At 73.6% G+C, this 16,012-nt stretch carries 17 protein-coding genes; all 17 read left to right on the top strand.

The features are described from left to right. Position 1 precedes the first annotated feature (1 nt). The 17 genes from FHX75_RS09075 (at position 2) to FHX75_RS08995 (ending at position 15,940) form a co-directional block, all read left to right on the top strand. Complete coding sequence (locus FHX75_RS09075) at positions 2 to 640, top strand: riboflavin synthase (protein WP_154938030.1); 639 nt, start codon at positions 2 to 4, stop codon at positions 638 to 640. Further along, positions 640 to 1,332, top strand: a complete 693-nt coding sequence (pnuC, locus tag FHX75_RS09070; protein WP_154938028.1) for a nicotinamide riboside transporter PnuC — start codon at positions 640 to 642, stop codon at positions 1,330 to 1,332. Before FHX75_RS09075 ends, pnuC begins: the two co-directional genes overlap by 1 nt. A 142-nt stretch (positions 1,333 to 1,474) precedes the next feature. Next, positions 1,475 to 2,740 (top strand): bifunctional 3,4-dihydroxy-2-butanone-4-phosphate synthase/GTP cyclohydrolase II, encoded by a 1,266-nt coding sequence (locus FHX75_RS09065; RefSeq protein ID WP_154938026.1) that lies wholly within the window; start codon positions 1,475 to 1,477, stop codon positions 2,738 to 2,740. Positions 2,741 to 2,742: 2 nt separating this feature from the next. Further along, a complete protein-coding gene (gene ribH / locus FHX75_RS09060; protein WP_154938024.1) occupies positions 2,743 to 3,243 on the top strand; it encodes a 6,7-dimethyl-8-ribityllumazine synthase in 501 nt (166 codons plus the stop codon). 198 nt (positions 3,244 to 3,441) lie between these two features. Continuing rightward, positions 3,442 to 3,705, top strand: coding sequence for a phosphoribosyl-ATP diphosphatase (locus FHX75_RS09055; RefSeq protein ID WP_013732805.1), 264 nt, complete (start codon positions 3,442 to 3,444; stop codon positions 3,703 to 3,705). 45 nt (positions 3,706 to 3,750) lie between these two features. Beyond that, positions 3,751 to 4,596, top strand: a complete 846-nt coding sequence (hisG, locus tag FHX75_RS09050) for an ATP phosphoribosyltransferase (protein ID WP_154938022.1) — start codon at positions 3,751 to 3,753, stop codon at positions 4,594 to 4,596. Further along, on the top strand, positions 4,593 to 5,627 hold the full coding sequence (locus FHX75_RS09045; RefSeq protein ID WP_154938020.1) for a DMT family transporter: 1,035 nt from the start codon (positions 4,593 to 4,595) through the stop codon (positions 5,625 to 5,627). The genes hisG and FHX75_RS09045 overlap by 4 nt, the downstream gene beginning before the upstream one ends. Before the next feature lie 81 nt (positions 5,628 to 5,708). Then, entirely contained in the window at positions 5,709 to 6,182 is a 474-nt protein-coding gene (locus tag FHX75_RS09040) for a PH domain-containing protein (protein WP_211364366.1), read from the top strand. A gap of 347 nt (positions 6,183 to 6,529) precedes the next feature. Next, positions 6,530 to 7,180, top strand: coding sequence for a translation initiation factor IF-3 (gene infC / locus FHX75_RS09035; RefSeq protein WP_089015062.1), 651 nt, complete (start codon positions 6,530 to 6,532; stop codon positions 7,178 to 7,180). A 19-nt stretch (positions 7,181 to 7,199) separates the two neighbouring features. Next, the gene (gene rpmI, locus FHX75_RS09030) at positions 7,200 to 7,394 is read left to right on the top strand and encodes a 50S ribosomal protein L35 (RefSeq protein WP_026267805.1); all 195 of its coding nucleotides are present in this window, start codon (positions 7,200 to 7,202) and stop codon (positions 7,392 to 7,394) included. A 32-nt stretch (positions 7,395 to 7,426) separates the two neighbouring features. Next, the gene (gene rplT, locus FHX75_RS09025) at positions 7,427 to 7,819 is read left to right on the top strand and encodes a 50S ribosomal protein L20 (RefSeq protein WP_030335718.1); all 393 of its coding nucleotides are present in this window, start codon (positions 7,427 to 7,429) and stop codon (positions 7,817 to 7,819) included. A 29-nt stretch (positions 7,820 to 7,848) separates the two neighbouring features. After that, complete coding sequence (locus tag FHX75_RS09020) at positions 7,849 to 8,688, top strand: TrmH family RNA methyltransferase (protein WP_154938018.1); 840 nt, start codon at positions 7,849 to 7,851, stop codon at positions 8,686 to 8,688. Positions 8,689 to 8,903: 215 nt separating this feature from the next. Then, a complete protein-coding gene (gene pheS / locus FHX75_RS09015) occupies positions 8,904 to 9,983 on the top strand; it encodes a phenylalanine--tRNA ligase subunit alpha (RefSeq protein ID WP_154938016.1) in 1,080 nt (359 codons plus the stop codon). A gap of 40 nt (positions 9,984 to 10,023) precedes the next feature. Beyond that, a complete protein-coding gene (gene pheT / locus FHX75_RS09010; RefSeq protein ID WP_154938014.1) occupies positions 10,024 to 12,570 on the top strand; it encodes a phenylalanine--tRNA ligase subunit beta in 2,547 nt (848 codons plus the stop codon). A gap of 339 nt (positions 12,571 to 12,909) precedes the next feature. After that, positions 12,910 to 14,121: a nucleotide sugar dehydrogenase gene (locus FHX75_RS09005; protein ID WP_154938012.1), complete on the top strand. Its 1,212-nt coding sequence runs from the start codon at positions 12,910 to 12,912 to the stop codon at positions 14,119 to 14,121. Beyond that, a complete protein-coding gene (locus FHX75_RS09000) occupies positions 14,118 to 14,906 on the top strand; it encodes a glycosyltransferase family 2 protein (protein ID WP_154938011.1) in 789 nt (262 codons plus the stop codon). The genes FHX75_RS09005 and FHX75_RS09000 overlap by 4 nt, the downstream gene beginning before the upstream one ends. An 8-nt stretch (positions 14,907 to 14,914) precedes the next feature. Next, on the top strand, positions 14,915 to 15,940 hold the full coding sequence (locus tag FHX75_RS08995; RefSeq protein WP_154938010.1) for an NAD-dependent epimerase/dehydratase family protein: 1,026 nt from the start codon (positions 14,915 to 14,917) through the stop codon (positions 15,938 to 15,940). Positions 15,941 to 16,012: the final 72 nt, after the last annotated feature.

Genomic DNA, 16,012 nt, shown 5'->3' with positions numbered 1-16,012 from the left:
CATGTTCACCGGCATCGTCGAGGAGTTGGGCGAGGTCGTCCGCGTCACGGACACCGGGGGTGACTCCGCGCTGGTCGCCGTCCGCGGCCCGCTGGTCACCTCCGACGCCCGGCACGGCGACTCCATCGCGGTCAACGGCGTCTGTCTCACGGTCGTCGACGTCGAGGAGGGCGTCTTCACCGCCGACGTGATGGGGGAGACGCTGCGCCGCTCCGCGCTCGGCGCGCTGCGGGTGGGCGACCCGGTCAACCTGGAGCGGGCCGCCGCGCTGAACAGCCGGCTCGGCGGGCACATCGTGCAGGGCCACGTCGACGGGGTGGGCGAGATCGTCGCCCGGGAGCCCGCCGCGCAGTGGGAGACGGTCCGCTTCCGGCTCCCCGCCGACCTGGCCCGGTACGTGGTGGAGAAGGGCTCGATCACCATCGACGGCGTCTCGCTGACCGTGGCCGCGGTCGGCGACGACTGGTTCGCCGTCGGGCTGATCCCCACCACGCTGAAGCTGACCACGCTCGGCGGCAAGGGCGTCGGCGACCCGGTCAACCTCGAGGTCGACGTGCTGGCCAAGTACGTCGAGCGCCTGCTCGGCGACCGCCTCGCCGGCGGCGGCCTGCCCGGCGCGCCCGCCGGAGGTGGGCGCTGATGGGCCCGCTCGGCTGGCTGCTCGAGGCCCAGCTCGAGATCGCCGGCTCGCCGGTGCTGGTCCGCGAGATCGTCGGCAACGTCTTCGGGCTGACCTCCGCGCTGCTCGGGCTGCGCCGGCTGGTCTGGGCCTGGCCGGTCGGCATGATCGGCAACGCGCTGCTGTTCACCGTCTTCCTCGGCGGCGCCTTCGCCACCCCGCAGGCGCACGACCTCTACGGCCAGGCCGGCCGCCAGGTCTTCTTCTTCTCGGTGAGCGTCTACGGCTGGTGGCGCTGGTCGCGCAACCGCCGGCAGGGCGACGACCAGCCGGCGGTCAGCCCGCGCTGGGCCACCGGCCGGGAGCGGCTCGGCCTGCTGCTGGCCGCCGCCGTCGGCACCGCCGCGGCGTACCCGGTGCTCGCCGCGCTCGGCTCCTGGGGCCCGCTGCCGGACGCCTGGATCCTGACCGGCAGCCTGCTCGCCACGTACGGCATGGCCCGCGGCTGGGTCGAGTTCTGGCTGATCTGGATCGCCGTCGACGCGGTCGGCGTGCCGTTGCTGCTGCGCGGCGGCTTCTACCCGTCGGCGGCCATGTACCTGTTCTACGGCGCGTTCTGCGTCTGGGGTCTCGCCGCCTGGTGGCGGACCTCGCGGGCGGCCCGCTCGGCCGCCCCGCCGATCCCGTCCACCTACTCGGAGGCTGTCGCATGAGTGAGCGCAGCGAGCGAATCGTCAGGTACCGCCCGGCGGACGGCGCCGCGCACCGTCCGATCCCCGGCGCCCGCCGGGTCGACGGTGCCGGACGCGCCGGCGCGGCCGGGGCGCGGACCGTTCGACGAAGTGGGGTGCCGGCATGAGCGCGTTCGCCAGCATCGAGCAGGCGGTGGCGGACATCGCCGCCGGCCGGCCGGTGGTCGTGGTCGACGACGAGTCCCGGGAGAACGAGGGCGACCTGATCTTCGCCGCCGAACTGGCCACGCCGGAGCTGGTGGCGTTCATGGTCCGCTGGACGTCCGGCTACATCTGCGTGTCGCTGACCGAGTCGGAGTGCGACCGGCTGGACCTGCCGCCGATGCACCACACCAACCAGGACCGGCGCGGCACCGCGTACACGGTGACCGTCGACGCCCGGGAGGGGATCGGCACCGGCATCTCGGCCGCCGACCGGTCGCACACCATCCGGCTGCTGGCCGACCCCGCCACCGACCCGACCGACCTGTCCCGCCCCGGGCACGTGGTGCCGCTGCGCGCCCGCGAGGGCGGGGTGCTGCGCCGCCCCGGGCACACCGAGGCGGCCGTCGACCTGACCCGGCTGGCCGGGCTGCGTCCCGCCGGCGTGCTCTGCGAGCTGGTCAACGAGGACGGCACCATGATGCGGGTGCCCGACCTGGAGAAGTTCTGCGCCGAGCACGCCCTGACCCTGGTGACCATCGCCGACCTGGTGGCGTACCGGCGGCGGCACGAGAAGCAGGTGGAGCAGGTCGCCGACGCCCGGATGCCCACCCCGTACGGGGTGTTCCGGGCGCTGGGCTACCGCGCCGAGCACGACCCGGCCGAGCACGTCGCCCTGGTCTACGGGGACATCGGTGACGGGCAGGACGTGCTGGTGCGGGTGCACTCGGAGTGCCTGACCGGGGACGTCTTCGGCTCGCTGCGCTGCGACTGCGGCCCGCAGCTGCAGGCGGCCCTGGCCCGGGTCGCCCGGGAGGGGCGGGGCGTGGTGCTCTACGTGCGCGGGCACGAGGGGCGCGGCATCGGGCTGCTGCACAAGCTCCAGGCGTACCAGCTCCAGGACCTGGGCCGGGACACCGTGGACGCCAACCTCGACCTGGGGCTGCCCGCCGACGCCCGCGACTACGGCACCGGCGCGCAGATCCTCTACGACCTGGGTGTGCGCTCGATGCGGCTGCTGACCAACAACCCGGCCAAGCGGGCCGGGCTGGAGGGGTACGGCCTGACCATCACCGGCCGTGAGGGGCTGCCCATCCGGCCGCACCCGGAGAACGTGCGGTACCTGCGCACCAAGCGGGACCGGATGGGACACCTGTTGGACGAACTGGACGAGGTGACCGAGGCCCCGATGGGCCGCCCGGTCCCCGGCGACGAGATCGGAGCGTAGACATGGCGGGATTCGGCGAGCCCGGGGTGACCACGGTGGACGCCGCCGGGCTGACCGTGGGCGTGGTGGCCGCGCGCTGGCACGCCGACCTGACCGACCACATGCTCGACCGGGCGGTGGCGGCGGCCGAGGCGTGCGGCGCCCGGTCGGTGGTCGCCCGGGTGGCCGGCTCGGTGGAGCTGCCGGTGGTGGCCCAGGCCCTGGCCCGGCGCTGCGACGTGGTGGTCGCCCTCGGCGTGGTGGTCCGCGGCGCCACCGCGCACTTCGACTACGTCTGCCGGTCGGTGACCGACGGCCTCACCCGCGTCGCCCTGGACGAGGGGAAGCCGGTGGCGCACGGGGTGCTCACCGTGGAGACCATCGAGCAGGCCCGCGACCGGGCCGGGCTGCCCGGCTCGGCGGAGGACAAGGGGTGGGCGGCCACCGTGGCGGCCCTCGACGCCGCGCTGGCCATCCGGGACGTGGCCACGGCCAACGGCCACCGGGTCGGTTTCGGCCGCTGACCCCCGCCCGGTCCGCGCCTCGGCCTGGTGCGCGCGTCGCCCGCTCCCGGGCGTGATCGACTCCGTTCCGCCGAGGTGGCGGTGTCCGAGACATCCGGACACCGCCACCTCGGCGTTCCGGAGTGGATCTGCCCGGAAGGTGACACGGCCGGACCCGGTGCGCGAGGTGTCGCCCGGTGACTGGAAGAATCGGATCCCGTGAAGACGTTCGAGGAGTTGTTCGCCGAGCTGCAGGCCAAGGCCGCCGCCGGCACCCCGGGCTCGGGCACGGTCGCCGCCCTGGAGAAGGGCGTGCACTTCATCGGCAAGAAGGTCGTCGAGGAGGCGGCCGAGTCGTGGATGGCCGCCGAGCACGAGGGGCCGGAGCGGACCGCCGAGGAGATCTCCCAACTGCTCTACCAGGTCCAGGTGCTGATGCTCGCCAGCGGTCTCGAGCTCAAGGACGTCTACCGACATCTGTGAGTGCGCCCCGTCGTTGATCACATCTGATCGAAGGAGCACTCCGTCATGCTGCGTGTCGCCGTACCCAACAAGGGCGCCCTGGCCGAGAAGGCCGCCGAGATGCTGCGCGAGGCGGGCTACCGCCAGCGCACCGACCCCAAGGACCTCGTCAGTCGGGACGAGCCCAACGACATCGAGTTCTTCTACCTGCGTCCCAAGGACATCGCCACCTACGTCGGCTCCGGTGACCTCGACGTCGGGATCACCGGCCGCGATCTGCTGATCGACTCCGGCGCGCCGGCCGAGGAGGTGATGGACCTGGCCTTCGCCCGGGCCACCTTCCGCTTCGCCGCCCGCCCGGAGGACGTCCACTCCGTGCAGGAGCTGGGCGGGCACCGGATCGCCACCGCGTACCCGGGGCTGGTCGACCGGTACCTCGGCGAGCTGGGGATCAAGGCCGACGTGATCCGGCTGGACGGGGCCGTGGAGAACGCCATCCGGCTCGGCGTCGCCGACGTGGTCGCCGACGTGGTGGAGACCGGGGCCACCCTGCGCCAGGCCGGCCTGGTCGTCTTCGGCGACCCGTTGCTGCGCTCCTCGGCGGTGCTGGTCCGCCGCGCCGGCGCCCCGACCCACCCGCAGGCCGAGCAGTTGCTGCGCCGCCTGCACGGGGTGCTGGTCGCCCGCCGCTACGTCATGCTCGCCTACGACGTGCCGGCCGGCCTGCTGGACCGGGCCAGCTCGCTGACCCCGGGCATCGAGTCGCCGACCGTGTCGCCGCTGCACCGGGAGGGCTGGGTCGCCGTGCAGGCGATGGTGCTCCGCGACGACGTGCACCGGATCATGGACGAGCTGTACGAGCTGGGTGCCCGCGCCATCCTGGTCACCAACATCCACGCCTGTCGGCTGTGAGGTCACTGCCGCCGACGGCCGCGCTGGCCCTGGTGGTGCTCGGCGGGGTGGCGTCGGCCGCCCAGGGGGCGGCGAATGCCGAGCTGGGCGAGCGGGTGGGCAGTCCCGTGCTCGGGGCGGTGGTCAACAACGCCGGTGGCACGCTGCTGGTCCTGGTCGGATTGCTGGTCCTGCCGTCGATGCGGACCGGGCTCGCCGTGCTGCGCCGGTCCCGGCTGCCCTGGTGGTGCTACCTGGGTGGGCTCGGCGGGGCGGCGATCATCGTGATCGGCACGTACGTCGTACCGGTGCTCGGGGTGGCCGTCTTCACCATCGCCCAGGTCGCCGGGGGTAGTCTCGGCGGCCTGGCGGTGGACCGGGCCGGGCTCGCCCCGGTGGGCCGGCTCGCGCTCACCCCGTCCCGGGTGGCCGGCGCCCTGCTCGGCACGGCGGCGGTGGGGCTCGCCCAGCTGGGTCAGCCCCTGGGCGAGCTGGCCGTCGGCCTGGTCCTGCTCGCCGTGGTGGGCGGGCTGGCGGTCGCCCTGCAGTCCGCGCTGAACGGCCGGGTGGCCGCAGCGGGCACCGCCGCGGCCAGCACCGCGATGAACTTCGCCGTCAGCACGCCGGCCGTGCTGGCCGTCGCGGTGCTCGCCGGCGCGTTCACCGTGGCCCGGCCCGACTGGCCACCCGCCTGGTACCTGTACACCGGCGGGCTGCTCGGGGTCGGCATCGTGGCCAGCCTGCTGGTCGGCGTGCGGGCGCTGGGCGTGCTGCGGACCGGTCTGGCGTTGGTCGCCGGCCAGCTCGGCGGGGGACTGCTGCTGGACCTGCTGCTGCCCGGTGGGCCGGGGCTGCGCTGGCCCGTCCTGGCCGGCGCGGTGCTCACGCTGGTCGCCTCGGTGGTCGCCGGCCAGCAGCGGCGTCCCCGGACGGCCTCGGCGTCCGCCGTCGCCCGGTCGGTGCCGGCGGCGCGGTCGACCCCGGAGGATCCGGCGGGACGGCAGCGGCGGGGCTCCGCGTACGCCGACCGGCCCGCTCCGCCGGCCGGCTGACATCGCCCTGCGCTCGGGCGACGTGGGTGCCGGCCGTGTGGCGGCGGAACACCGCCCGGGACCGGGTGGCAGACTGGTGGGGTGAGCGATACCGAGCTGATCCGCCTCAAGCCCCGTCGCATCCGGGTGGTCTGCTGGGCCTCGGCCGCCGCTCTCCTGGTGGTCTTCAGCCTGGTGGCGACCACGCTCACCGGCTCCACCGGCGACGGCTACGGCACCTTCCAGCGCGGCGACCAGCTCGCCATGGTCGGCCTGGGCGTCTTCGGCGCGCTGGCCATCCTGCTCTTCACCCGACCGCGGGTCGAGGCGGACGCCCGGGGCGTGCGGGTGCGCAACGTGATCGGCTCGTACGAGCTGCCCTGGGAGGTCGTCCGCGGGGTGCGGTTCGACCGGGGCACCCCCTGGGCCAGCCTGGAGCTGCACGACGACGACGTGCTCCCGATGGTCGCCCTCCAGGCCGCCGACAAGGAGATCGCGGTCGAGGGCGTCCGCGCGCTGCGCCGGCTGCACCAGGCCCACCTGGCCGCGTCGGCCGCCGGCCAGACGAGTCGCTGAGCCCCCGGTCACACCCGCGCTGACCTGCGAGCCCGGTTTGGGGATGCCTGGGGCGAGGGTGTAGTGTTGCCGAGTCGACCAGACTGCCCCCGTTCCGACGTGCGGGCGGTCTTGAAGCGGAGCGCCTGCTCCCACCCGAGTCGCCCCTGACGGTGGCCGGGTCCGGTCCCCGGTTCCGGGCACGTCCCGGTCCCGGATGCGCGATCATGTGATCGTGCCGACCGGTCGAGCGGGCCCTGGCATGCGCCAGGGCCTTCTGCTTTCCGGCGGCCCCCACCCGGGGGCCCACGGGGTCGCCACACGCAGGACACTCGACTCGAGGAGGCCCCATCAGCGTCGAACCACGCGTGAACGAGCAGATCCGGGCACGTGAGGTCCGACTGGTCGGCCCTGAGGGTGAGCAGGTGGGCATCGTCCCGCTGGAGCGCGCCCTGCAGCTGGCCGCGGACGTCGACCTGGACCTGGTCGAGGTTGCGCCGATGGCGCGCCCGCCGGTGTGCAAGCTCATGGACTTCGGCAAGTTCAAGTACGAGAGCGCACTCAAGGCGCGCGAAGCGCGGCGTAACCAGCAGCAGACCGTCATCAAGGAGATGAAGCTCCGGCCGAAGATCGACCCGCACGACTACGAGACCAAGAAGGGTCACGTGGTGCGGTTCCTCAAGGCGGGCGACAAGGTCAAGGTGACGATCATGTTCCGCGGTCGCGAGCAGAGCCGCCCGGAGCTGGGTTACCGGCTCCTGCGCCGGCTCGAGTCCGAGATCACGGACCTGGGATACGTCGAGGCCGCTCCGAAGCAGGACGGTCGAAACATGATCATGGTTCTCGCCCCGCACCGGGCCGTGAAGGCCTCCGCGGTCGCCGCCACGGCGTCCCGCGGTGGACCTCGGGAACGGGCCGCGGAGGAGGCCGGTGCTCCAGAGGCCGGCGAGACCCCGGAGGCCGGCGAGACCGCAGCAGCCGGCGAGACCGGCCCGACCGCTGACACCAGCGGCCAGTAACAGGGAGAAGACGTTCCACATGCCGAAGATGAAGAGCCACACGGGTATGGGCAAGCGGGTCAAGGTGACCGGCAAGGGCAAGATCGTTGCCCAGCAGGCCGGCCTCCGCCACAACCTGGAGAAGAAGCCCTCCACCCAGACCCGCCGGCTGACCGGCACGGTCGAGCTGGCCAAGGCTGACGTCAAGCGCATCAAGAAGCTGCTCGGCCGCTGACGCGCGCCACCTGAACCGAAGAAGGAGTTGAGATGGCACGCGTCAAGCGGGCTGTGAACGCCCAGAAGAAGCGTCGTACCCTGCTGGAGACCGCGAGTGGTTACCGCGGTCAGCGCTCCCGGCTGTACCGCAAGGCCAAGGAGCAGGTGCTGCACTCGATGCAGTACGCCTACCGGGACCGTCGTGACCGCAAGGGCGACTTCCGGCAGCTCTGGATCCAGCGCATCAACGCTGGCGCCCGGGCCAACGGCATGACCTACAACCGGCTGATCCAGGGCCTGCGCCTGGCCGGCATCGAGGTCGACCGCAAGATCCTGGCCGACCTGGCCGTCAACGACGCCGCGGCGTTCGCCGCGATCGTCGAGCTGGCCCGCGCCGCCGTGGCGGCCGAGGGCACCGGTGGCGCCGCGGCCCAGGCCGCCTGATCCACCCACAGCAGATCGAGGCGTCTCCCATGCAGTCACCATCGCGCGGGAGGCGCCTCGACGCTGTCTCCGGCCCGTTCACCCCGCGTACCCCGCGTATCGTCGCCGCCCGCCGGCTGCAGCGCCGCCGGGACCGCGACGCCGCGGGCCGGTTCCTGGCCGAGGGGCCGCAGGCGGTCCGCGAGGCCCTGGCCCGGGCCGGCACGGTCACCGAACTCTTCGGTACGCCGGCCGCCCTCGACCGGTACCCCGACCTCGCGGCGCAGGCCGCCCACGCCGACGTGCCCGTCTCCGAGGTGACCGACGAGGCCCTGGCGGCGCTCGCCGAGACCGTCGCCCCGCAGGGCCTGGTCGCCGTCTGCCGGCACCTCGACGTGCCGCTGGAGCAGGCGCTGGCCGCCGGCCCGCGGCTGGTCGCGGTGCTCGCCGAGATCCGCGACCCGGGCAACGCCGGCACCGTGCTGCGCACCGCCGACGCGGCCGGCGCGGGCGCGGTGATCTTCGCCGGTGACGCGGTCGACCCGTACAACGGCAAGTGTGTGCGGGCGTCGGCCGGCAGCCTGTTCCACGTCGACGTGGTCCGCGCCCCCGACCCTCTCGACGTGGTCGCCGCGCTGCGGGCCGCCGGGCTCACCGTGCTCGCCACGACCGGGTACGGCGACAGCGACCTCGACGACCTCATCGACTACGGGCGGCTCGCCGCCCCCACCGCCTGGCTGTTCGGCTCCGAGGCGCACGGCCTGCCCGAGGAGCTGACCGCCGCCGCCGACGCCCGGGTCCGGGTGCCGCTGCACGGCCGCGCCGAGAGCCTGAACCTGGCTGCGGCCGCCGCCGTCTGCCTGTACGCTTCAGCCAGAGCACTGCGCTGACCTCGTCACGCGCGCTACTGAGCACAGGGGAGTCGTCCGCATGGTGAACGCGTCACGGCGTTCGTTTAGCCAGCCCGCCGGTGTCGGCGGGCGGCGGGCCTGACCCCTTCCTCCCGCGTAACTCCCACCGGCGGGCTGCGGCACAGCCGCGCGTCCGTAGACTCGCCTAGCCGCCCGTGAGGGCCGGCGCCGCCGTGAGGGAGTGCCCGTACGCCATGAGCTACCGCAACGATCCGTACGACCCGAAGCAGGTCGCCCTGCTGGACCCGGCCGCCCTGGCCGAGGCCGTCGCCGCCGCCGAGAAGGCGTTCGCCACCGCCGCCGACCCGGACGCGCTGACCGCGCTGCGCCCCGCGCACCTCGGGGACCGGGCCCCGGTCTCGCTCGCGCGCCGGGAGATCGGCGCGCTGCCGCCGGCCGCGAAGTCCGACGCGGGCAAGCGGGTCAACGAGGCCCGCCGGGCGATCGAGAGCGCCTACGCCGCCCGCCAGGAGGTCCTGGAGCGCGACCAGGCCGCCCGGGTGCTGGTCGAGGAGCGGGTCGACGTGACCCTGCCGTACGACCGGCACCCCCGGGGCGCCCGCCACCCGTTGAGCACCCTGATGGAGCAGATCAGCGACCTGTTCGTCGGGATGGGCTACGAGGTGGCCGAGGGCCCCGAGGTCGAGCTGGAGTGGACCAACTTCGACGCGCTGAACATCCCCGCCGACCACCCGGCGCGGGGCCTGATGGACACCTTCCACATCGCACCGTCCGACGGCGCGGAGAGCTCCGGCCTGGTGCTGCGCACCCACACCTCGCCGGTGCAGGCGCGCACCATGCTCACCCGCAAGCCGCCGATCTACGTGGTGGTGCCCGGCCGGGTCTACCGCACCGACGAACTGGACGCCACCCACGCGCCGGTCTTCCACCAGGTCGAGGGCCTGGTGGTGGACAAGGGCATCACCATGGCGCACCTGCGTGGCACGCTCGACCACTTCGCCCGGGCGATGTTCGGCGAGGGCGCGAAGACCCGCTTCCGGCCGCACTACTTCCCGTTCACCGAGCCGTCGGCCGAGTTCGACGTCTGGTTCCCGGAGCACCGGGACGGGCCGCGCTGGGTGGAGTGGGGCGGCTGCGGCATGGTCAACCCGCGGGTGCTGCGCGCCTGCGGCATCGACCCGGAGGTCTACTCCGGATTCGCGTTCGGCATGGGCATCGACCGCACCGTGATGTTCCGGCACGGGGTCAGCGACATGCGGGACATGGCCGAGGGCGACGTGCGGTTCACCCGCGCGTTCGGGGTCGGGGCGTAGGCGATGCGGGTACGAGTCACGGGAACGGTGGTCTGAAGTCATGCGAGTTTCTGTCAGTTGGCTGCGGGAGTACGTCGACCTCCCCGCCGACCTGCCCACCGGGGACCTGGAGCAGGCCCTGGTCGACCTCGGCATCGAGGTCGACTCCGTGGTGGACCTGCGGGAGAGCGTCACCGGTGCGCTGGTGGTCGGCGAGGTCCTGGAGATCGAGGAGCTGACCGGCTTCAAGAAGCCGATCCGGTTCTGCCGGGTCGACGTCGGCGCCGCCAACGGCACCGGCGAGCCGCAGGAGATCGTCTGCGGGGCGCGCAACTTCGCCCAGGGCGACCGGGTGGTGGTGATCCTCCCCGGCGGCGTGCTGCCGGGGGACTTCGTCATCGGCGCGCGCAAGACCTACGGGCGCAACTCCGCCGGCATGATCTGCTCCGCCAAGGAGCTGGGCCTGGGTGACGACCACTCCGGCATCATCGTGCTGCCCCCGGACACCCCGGCCAAGCCGGGCGACGACGCGCGCCCCGTCGTGGGGCTCGACGACGTCGTGGTCGAGCTGGACATCACCCCCGACCGGGGGTACGCGCTGAGCGTGCGCGGCCTGGCCCGCGAGCTGGGACACGCCCTCGGCGTGCCGTTCCGCGACCCGGGCCTGGCGCCCGCGCCCGGCGGCACCGCCGAGCCGGCGTACCCGGTCGAGGTGCGCGACACGGTCGGCTGCGACCGGTTCGCCGCGCGGATGGTGCGGGGCATCGACCCCACCGCCGAGACGCCCGGCTGGATGTCGCGGCGGCTCACCGTGGCCGGCGTGCGCAGCATCTCGCTGCCGGTCGACATCACCAACTACGTGATGCTCGAACTCGGCCAGCCGATGCACGCCTTCGACGCCGACCGGATCAACGGTCCGCTGGTGGTCCGCCGCGCCGAGGCGGGGGAGAAGCTGACCACCCTGGACGGGGTGGCCCGCACCCTGACCGCCGAGGACATGGTCATCTGCGACGACACCGGGCCGATCTCGCTCGCCGCGGTGATGGGCGGCGAGACCAGCGAGGTCATCGGCGGCACCACCGACGTGCTCTTCGAGGCCGCCCACTGGGACCCGGTGATGGTTGGGCGTACCGCCCGCCGGCACCGGCTGTTCAGCGAGGCGGCGAAGCGCTGGGAGCGGGGCGTCGACCCGGCCCTGCCGCTGGTCGCCCTGGAGCGGGCGGTGCGGCTGCTCACCGAGCACGCCGGTGGCACCGTCGGCGAGCAGATCCTGGACATCGACCACGTCCGGCCGGTGCGGCCGGTCATCCTCCCGGCCGACCTGCCGTCCCGGCGGGTCGGGGTGGCGTACTCCCCGGAGCGGGTGGTCGCCCTGCTGGAGCAGGTCGGCTGCACCGTCGTCCGGGGCGCCGACCGGCTGGCCGAGGACCCGGGGGAGGTCGGCGTGGCGGCCGGCGCCGGGGACGTGCTCACCGTGACCCCGCCGACCTGGCGACCCGACCTCACCGACCCGGCCGACCTGGTCGAGGAGGTGGTCCGCCTCGACGGGTACGACCGGGTGCCGTCCGTGCTGCCCACCGCGCCCGCCGGGCGTGGCCTCACCTGGCAGCAGCGCCGCCGCCGGGCGGTGGCCCGCGCGCTGGCCGAGCGCGGCCACGTCGAGGTGCTGGCCCACCCGTTCACCGCGCCGGAGCTCGCCGACCAGCTCGGCCTGCTCGCCGACGACCCGCGTCGGGCGGCGGTCCGGCTGGCCAACCCGCTCTCCGAGGAGGAGCCGGTGCTGCGGACCACGCTGCTCGGCCCGCTGCTCGGCATCCTCAAGCGCAACCTGGGCCGGGGCCAGCGGGACCTCTCCATCTACGAGATCGGGACGGTCTTCCACCCGCGCGTCGGCGCCGGCACCCCGCCGGCGATGGGCGTGGACCGGCGGCCCACCGAGGCCGAGTTCGCCGCCGCCGACGCGGTGGTGCCGTACCAGCCGCGGCACGTCGCGGTCGTGCTGGCCGGCGACGTCGACCCGGGCGGCTGGTGGGGTCCGGGTCGGGCGGCCGGCTGGGCGGACGCGGTCGAGGCCGGCCGGGTGGTGCTCGCCGCCGCCGACATCCCCGCGGACCGGATCGAGGTGCGGGCCGTCGAGTACGCGCCCTGGCACCCGGGACGCTGCGCGGAGCTGCTGGTCGACGGGGCGATCGTCGGTCACGCCGGCGAGCTGCACCCCGCCGTGGTGGCGGCGCTGGAGCTGCCCCGCCGCACCAGCGCCATGGAGCTGGACCTGGACGCGCTGCCGGCCCCGCCGGTCGCGCCCGCGCCGACCGTGTCCGGCTTCCCGCCGGCGCTGATCGACGTGGCGCTGGTGCTGGACGAGTCGGTGCCCGCGGCCCAGGTGGAGCAGGCGCTGGTCGAGGGCGCCGGCGAGCTGCTGGAGAGCGTCCGGCTCTTCGACGTGTACGCCTCGGAGCAGCTCGGCGCGGGACGCCGGTCGCTGGCGTACAAGCTCACCTTCCGGGCCCCGGACCGTACGCTGACCGTGGAGGAGGCGGTGGCCGCCCGCGACGCGGCCGTCGCCCTCGCGGCGCAGCGGTTCGGCGCCACGCTGCGCGGCGCCTGACCGGCCAGCGAGGGCCCCTTCCGCGACGGCGGGAGGGGCCCTCGTCGGGTCCGTCGCCGGCCGATGTCGGCGCGACCGAGCGTGCCGGCAGCTCGCCGAGGTGCTGACCGGCCGCCCGCAGCCACCCCACACGCACTGGCCGCTGGCCGGCACTGCAGCCTCGGCCACGCCGGGTTCCGAATGGGTGACCGCTGCGCCACGGAGCGTGGCCCATCGGCCGAAAGGCCACCGCCGACGGCATGTTCGGCTACCCACCGGTCACATGGAAGCGGTTAACCTGCTTGGATTCCAACTCACCACCCCGATCACACCCCACCACCCCCACCGGGAGCTGACCCCATGTCCGAGGATCCGGGCCCCGCGCCGCTCTCCGTCGACGTCTGCATCGTCGGGGGTTGTGGCCGGGTCGGCTTGCCGCTGGGCATCGCGTTCGCCGCCCGCGGCCTCTCCGTCGTGCTGTACGACATCAACGCCGACGCGGTCGCCACGGTGAACGCGGGCACCCTGCCCTTCGCCGAGCCGGGCGCGGCCGACGTGCTGGCCGAGGCGGTCTCCGCCGGCCGGCTGCGGGCCACCACCGACCCGGTTGCCGTGGGCGCCTCCGAGCACCTGGTGGTGGTCGTCGGCACGCCGGTCGACGAGCACCTCAACCCGGACCTGGGCGCGGTGCCCCGCGCGCTGGAGCGCTGCGCCGAGCACCTGCGCGACGGGCAGTTGGTGGTGCTGCGCAGCACCGTCTACCCCGGCGTGACGGCGCTGACCGAGAAGCTGCTCGCCGGCAAGGGCGTCAAGGCGGACGTGGCGTTCTGCCCGGAGCGGATCGCCGAGGGCCGGGCGATGACCGAGCTGTTCACGCTGCCGCAGATCGTCGCGGCCCGCACGCCCGCCGCCCTGGCCCGGGCGGAGAAGCTGTTCCGGCACCTCACCGAGCAGATCGTCCCGCTCGAGCCGGAGGAGGCGGAGCTGGCGAAGCTGTTCACCAACACCTGGCGGTACATCAAGTTCGCCACCGCCAACCAGTTCTGGATGATGGCCAACGACTTCGGGCTGGACTTCGCCCGGATCCGGCACGCGGTCGCCCACGACTACCCGCGCGCGGCGGATCTGCCGATGCCGGGCTTCGCCGCCGGGCCGTGCCTGTTCAAGGACACCATGCAGCTGGCCGCGTTCAACCGGAACAACTTCGTGCTGGGCCACTCCGCGATGCTGATCAACGAGGGGCTGCCGCTCTACCTGGTGTCCCGGCTGGAGGACCGGTTCGACCTGTCCGAGTTGACCGTGGGCATCCTCGGGATGGCCTTCAAGGGCGGCTCGGACGACCCGCGGGAGAGCCTGGCGTACAAGCTGCGCAAGATCCTGGCGCTGAAGACCCGGGAGACCATCTGCACCGACCCGTACGTGGCCGACGAGCGCCTGGTCGACCTGGACGAGGTGCTGCGCCGGGCCGACCTGCTGGTCATCGCCGCGCCCCACGAGCAGTACGCCCGGCTGGACACCGACAAGCCGGTGATCGACATGTGGGGCCTGACCGGGACGGGGGTGCGGGTGTGAGGCCCCGGGTGTCGGTGATCGTGCCGGTCTACAACGAGGGCGAGGCCATCCTGCGCTGCCTCGAACGGATGCTGCGCGAGATGCTGCTCCCGGCCGAGGTGCTGATCGTGCACGACATGCCGGAGGACACCACCGTCCCGTACGTCGAGCAGATCGCCCGTACCGACCCGCGGGTGCGCGCGGTGCTCAACACGTACGGGCGCGGGCCGGCCAACGCCATCCGGTTCGGCATCGACGCCGCGCTCGGCCCGGTCGTCGTGGTCACCATGGCCGACGGCTGTGACGATCCGCGCCAGATCGACGAGCTGGCCCGGCTGGTGGACCGGGGCGTGGTGGTCGCCGCCGCCTCCCGCTACATGCCCGGCGGGCAGCAGGTCGGCGGGCCCCGGCTGAAGCGGATGATGTCCCGCTGGGCGGGGCGCAGCCTCTACACGCTGGCCCGGGTGGGCACCCGGGACGCCACCAACAGCTTCAAGGCGTACGACACGGCGTTCGTCCGGGAGGTCGGCATCGAGTCGCGCACCGGCTTCGAGATCGGGCTGGAGCTGACCGCGAAGGCCACCCGGCTGCGGCTGCCGGTCGCCGAGATCCCCACCATCTGGCTGGACCGGCCGCTGGGGGAGTCCCACTTCGACCTGGGTCGGTTCCTCCCCGGCTACCTGCGGTGGTACTTCTTCGCCTACGGTCGACGGCTGAGCCCGGAGAAGCTGACCGCCCGCACGGCCCCGGCCGTGCCCGCCCCGCGCGGTGAGCGGGACAGCACCGAGTACGAGAAGACCGCATAGGAGCGCACGTGGCGAAGGTCCTGGTAACTGGTTCGGCCGGCTTCATCGGCGGTTACCTCGTCGAGGAGTTGCTGGGCCGGGGCCACGAGGTGGTCGGCATCGACAACTTCTCCAAGTACGGCCCGGTCACCCACAGCTACGACACCCATCCCCGGTTCCGGTTCGTGGAGGGCGACGCCCGCGACGTCGACCTGCTCACCGAGCTGCTGGACGGCTGCGATCACCTGGTCGCCGGGGCGGCGATGATCGGCGGCATCTCCTACTTCCACGCCTACGCCTACGACCTGCTCGCTACCAACGAGCGGATCATGGCGGCCACCTGCGACGCGGCCATCCGCGCCCACCGCGAGGGCAGCCTGGCGAAGGTCACCTACCTCTCCTCCTCGATGGTCTACGAGTCCACCGAGCACTGGCCCAGCAAGGAGGGCGACGAGCGGCTCATCCCGCCGCCGCTGTCCTCGTACGGCTTCCAGAAGCTGGCCGTGGAGTACTACGCCCGGGCCGCCTGGGAGCAGTACCAGCTGCCGTACACGATCGTCCGGCCGTTCAACTGCGTCGGCGTGGGGGAGGGGCGGGCGCTGGGCCAGGCCGAGGTGCTCTCCGGCAACGTCAAGCTCGCCATGTCGCACGTCGTGCCGGACCTGGTGCAGAAGATTGTCAAGGGGCAGGATCCGCTGCACATCCTCGGCGAGGGCCACCAGGTGCGGCACTACACCTACGGCGGGGACCTGGCCCGGGGCATCGCCACCGCGGTGGAGCACCCGGCGGCCCGCAACGAGGACTTCAACCTCTCCACCGCCGAGTCGACCAGCGTGCTGGAGCTGGCCGAGCTGATCTGGCACAAGATCAAGGGCCCGGACGTGCCGTTCCGGTACGTCTCCGACGAGCCCTACCAGTACGACGTGCAGAAGCGGGTGCCGGACGTGACCAAGGCCCGCGAGGTCCTCGACTTCACCGCCACCACCTCGCTGGACAAGATGCTCGACGAGGTCGTGCCGTGGGTGACCCGGGCCGTCGAGGAGGGCCGCCTGTAGTCCCCGCCCGTTGTCGTCCCGCCCGGCCCGGTTCGCGTCCCGCGACCCGGGCCGGGCCTTTTGCTGCCCGGT

This window comes from Micromonospora palomenae (assembly GCF_007829925.1).
In the GTDB taxonomy this organism is placed as follows: Bacteria; Actinomycetota; Actinomycetes; order Mycobacteriales; family Micromonosporaceae; genus Micromonospora; species Micromonospora purpureochromogenes.
The sequence above is the reverse complement of the archived record's forward strand: the minus strand, read 5'-3'. Positions and strand labels throughout refer to the sequence as shown.